Origin of the sequence: Synechococcus sp. R6-10, assembly GCF_047461815.1 — a bacterium.
GTDB lineage: Bacteria > Cyanobacteriota > Cyanobacteriia > Thermostichales > Thermostichaceae > Thermostichus.
In genome coordinates, this window is record NZ_JANSHW010000383.1 from 1 (window position 1) to 4,130 (window position 4,130).

The window sequence follows — 4,130 nt, forward strand, 5'->3', positions numbered from 1 at the left end:
TGGGGGGGGATCAGTTTTTTGCCGTCTGGATTGCTCGCCGCTTGCGCTATCGGCTGGTGGTCTATGCTGAGCATCAACCCCGTTGGCGGCCTTGGGTACATGCTTTCGCCGTGCGAACCGAGGCAATCAAACGCCGCTACGATGGCGGACGGCTGCTGGGCCACCCTTGGGCCCACAAAATGCACGTTGTCGGGGATTTGATGGCGGATGGCGTAGCCAGCGCTGTCTATTTGCCGGGGGTGCCCCTTTCCGGCTGGCTTGGCAGCAGATCTCCTGCCGCTGCCTCCAAACCCACGGCAGGCTTTTCTTCCCCAACCCAAGCCTTTGGCCTGCTCCAAGATGCATCTCCCAGCTCCATCGGCGAGGGGGAGCCTGTAAGAACTGCGCCAGAGAGAGTGGGGAACCGCTTCACCGATGAAGAATTGCTACCGCGCGGCTGGCAGCGTCTGAGCGATGAGAACCGCACCCACTATCAGGTGGGGCTGCTCCCAGGCTCCAAGCCGGCCAAGCTCTCCTTGGGGGTGCCATTGGTGTTGGCTGTGGCCGATGAGCTGCGACAGATGCTGCCGAATGTCCGCTTTGTGATCCCGGTGGCCCCAGGACAAACCCCCCAGTCATTGGCAGCGTATGCTCATCCCAAGCTCAATCCCGATATGGCTTTGATCTATGGCACCTCAGCCATTCTGGAGCAGACCAATCTGGGATCCCAGTTTGTTACCCCCTTTGGCAGCACGGTGCAATTGTGGACAAGCTTCCCTGCCTATTCTGTGCTGGCCAACTGTGATCTCTGTCTGACCACCATTGGCGCCAACACCGCCGAGCTGGCCTATTTGGGGGTGCCGATGGTTGTGGTGATCCCTACCAACAAGCTGGAGGCAATGCGCGCCTGGGATGGGATTCTTGGCCTGTTGACCCGCCTTCCAGGCTTGGGCACTTGGCTGGCCCGCGCCGTCAACAGAATTGCTCTGCGTTGGCTAGGTCACTTGGCTTGGCCGAACATCTGGGCAGGGCGAGAGGTGGTGCCAGAGTTGCGGGGCCACTTGCGCCCGGTGGCCGTGGCCGCACAAATGCGAGTTCTGTTGGAAGATCCCCAGCGCCGTCAGCAAATGCAGACAGAACTGCAGCGGCTGGGGGGCAAGCCGGGAGCTGCCCAAGCTATTGGACAACTGGTGGCTCAACAGTTGGGTAAAGGCTAGGGCAGAAGGCAATTTGCTTGAGCTCGAGCTCGACCCAGTGGAGAGTTGCGCGAGGAGCTCCCTTGGCGCGATTGGAGATCTCTCCTTGCTGCCGGCAAAAAGTGCTAAAAGGGGAGTGGAGGTTCCTAAACGGAGACCATTCATGCTGACGGAGGCCGAGCAGTCGGCGGTGGAAAGCCCCAAAACGGGGGAGGGCAATTCTCTCCCTGCTGGCAAGCCGGAGCCAAAACTGGGGTTCTGGCAGCAATTTTGGGAGGATGTTGATTGTGTCTTCGATCGGGATCCGGCAGCACGCAATCGCTGGGAGGTCATCTTCACTTATCCCGGTGTGCATGCTCTGTTTTTGCACCGCATCGCCCACTGGCTGTGGAAACGGCGCTGGTTTTTCCTAGCGCGGCTGCTCAGCTTCTTGGCTCGTTCTTTCACATTGATTGAAATCCACCCGGCAGCCAAGATTGGGCGGCGCTTTTTCATTGACCACGGCTGTGGGGTGGTGATCGGTGAGACGGCAGAAATTGGTGATGATGTTACCCTCTACCACGGGGTCACCTTGGGGGGTACCTCTTGGAACAAGGGCAAACGTCATCCCACCCTGGAAAATGGGGTGATTGTCGGCACGGGGGCAAAGATTCTGGGGCCGGTTCGCATTGGGGAAAAAGCTCGTATCGGAGCCAACGCGGTCGTGATTCAGGATGTAGCTCCCGGCATGACGGTGGTTGGGATCCCAGGCCGTGCGGTCATCCCGCCCCATCAGCGCCGCATCCCCGCCCATGGCATTGACCTGGATCACCATCTCATGCCTGACCCAGTGGGACGGGCTATCGAACAGTTGCTGCACCGTATCCAAGATCTGGAAGCCCAGGTGGCCCGCCTTAACCGGGAGCGGGAACAGGTCCGGCAGGATCAGGTGAGAGGCGAAGCAGAATATTCCTGATCCGTCCTGCTGATGCGAACGATCTGAAGATTTGTCTGAACCAGGTGGCTGGACAAGAGGGTCCAGCTTTCGGGGTATGCTGTGAGAGCGCTGGGCTGGGTATCCCGGCCAGCTTTTTCCTCTGGGCCCTTCTCTACTGGATAACGCCTCCAATGCCCCTTGCTACTGCGCAACGCTGTCGCGAACAGGATTCTGTACCGTTGGCTTTGTTGAGTGTATCCGACAAAACCGGACTGATCCCGCTGGCCCAGTCCCTCGTGCAAGAGCATGGCTTTCAACTGCTCAGCAGTGGGGGAACCGCCAAGGCGCTCTCAGAAGCTGGGATCCCGGTCACCCCTGTCTCTGCCCACACTGGCGCGCCGGAAATCTTGGGGGGAAGGGTGAAGACGCTGCACCCCCGCATCCACGGCGGCATTTTGGCCCGCCTGGAATGCAGCGAAGACCGGGCAGACCTAGAGGCGCTGGGGATCCCTCCCATCCAACTGGTGGTGGTCAACTTCTACCCTTTTGAACAGACAGTGGCCCAGGCAGGAGTGTCTCTGGAGGAAGCTTTTGAGCAGATCGATATCGGCGGGCCCACTTTGGCGCGGGCGGCAGCCAAAAATTATCCCTACGTTACGGTGCTGACGGATCCCAGCCAGTACCCCCAGTATTTGCAACTGCTCTCCGGGGCCTATGGGGAAACAGAGCGGCTGGCGTTTCGCTTCCAGTGTGCTCGTCGGGCCTTTGAGCAGGTGCTGGCCTACGACCGCGCCATCGTCACCTACCTGGCTCGCCTGGAGCTAGCAGGTCCCTCCCAGTCCTCCGCAGCTGCCGCTGAAGACAGGTTTCAACTGCAAGGGATCCTGTGGCAACGCCTGCGCTACGGGGAAAATCCCCATCAAGCTGCCACTTGGTATGTGACGGATCCGGCTGCCCCCGGCTGGCACCGGGCTAAGCAGTTGCAGGGGAAGGAGCTGAGCTACAACAACCTGCTGGATCTGGAGGCGGCCCGTGCCCTGGCGGCAGAGTTAACCTTGTTACTCCGCAATGCTGATGCGACGCGGCCCACTGACGGGAAGGGCTCTGTGTCTTCTGGCTCTGCTCGGAGGGAGTTCCTGCAACCTGAACAAGCGGTGGCGGTGGTGGTTAAGCACAACAACCCCTGCGGGGTGGCCATTCGCCCATCGCCGGCTGCCGCCCTCGAGGCTGCCCTGGCTGCTGATCCAGTTTCGGCCTTTGGGGGCATCGTCGCCCTCAACCAACCCTTGGACGCAGAGACCGCCCGACGGCTGGTGGAGCCTTTTTTGGAGTGTGTGGTGGCTCCCGATTGCACTCCAGAAGCGGCTGAGCTACTGTCGGCCAAAAAGAACTTGCGGGTCTTGATCTTGCCGGACTTGTGTGTGGGGCCTGCCCAAACAATCCGCACCCTGGCCGGGGGCTTTCTGGTGCAAGACGCCGATTCACCTGTTGCTCTGCAACGCTGTCGCGACCAGGAACCGACGCAAACCGACAGCCCCCCTTCTTGGCAAGTGGTCACCCAGCGCCAGCCCACACCGGAGGAGTGGGCGGATCTGGAATTTGCCTGGATAGTCTGCAAACATGTGAAATCCAACGCCATTGTCGTCGCCAAGCAGAGGCAGACGCTCGGCGTCGGAGCCGGACAAATGAATCGGGTGGGAGCAGCGGAGATCGCTCTCCAGCAGGCGGGATCCCAAGCAGCAGGAGCTGTTTTGGCCAGCGATGGCTTCTTCCCCTTTGCCGACAGCGTGGAGATGGCTGCCCAAGCAGGGATCCGCGCCATCATCCAGCCGGGGGGGAGCATCCGCGATGCCGATTCCATTGCTGCTGCCAACGCTGCCGGTATTGCCATGGTTTGCACCGGCATACGTCACTTTCTGCACTGAGCCCGCCTTTCTGCTCAAGAGAGAAATCTTCCCAAGAGAGACAAAGAGCATGACTCTAGTCAATAATAAGCTCAACTATACTGAAAATAATGTATAATATGTTCAGTACGGATT

Annotated in this window: 3 protein-coding genes; all 3 read left to right on the plus strand. The window is 59.9% G+C overall.

From position 1 onward, the window contains the following. Positions 1-1,196, plus strand: a 1,196-nt coding sequence (locus NW837_RS10815; protein WP_414331424.1) for a hypothetical protein, incomplete at its 5' end; no start/stop codon positions are given. A gap of 142 nt (positions 1,197-1,338) precedes the next feature. Further along, positions 1,339-2,130: a serine O-acetyltransferase gene (gene cysE / locus NW837_RS10820; protein ID WP_414331426.1), complete on the plus strand. Its 792-nt coding sequence runs from the start codon at positions 1,339-1,341 to the stop codon at positions 2,128-2,130. Positions 2,131-2,282: 152 nt separating this feature from the next. Beyond that, positions 2,283-4,016, plus strand: a complete 1,734-nt coding sequence (gene purH / locus NW837_RS10825; RefSeq protein WP_414331429.1) for a bifunctional phosphoribosylaminoimidazolecarboxamide formyltransferase/IMP cyclohydrolase — start codon at positions 2,283-2,285, stop codon at positions 4,014-4,016. Positions 4,017-4,130 lie beyond the last annotated feature (114 nt).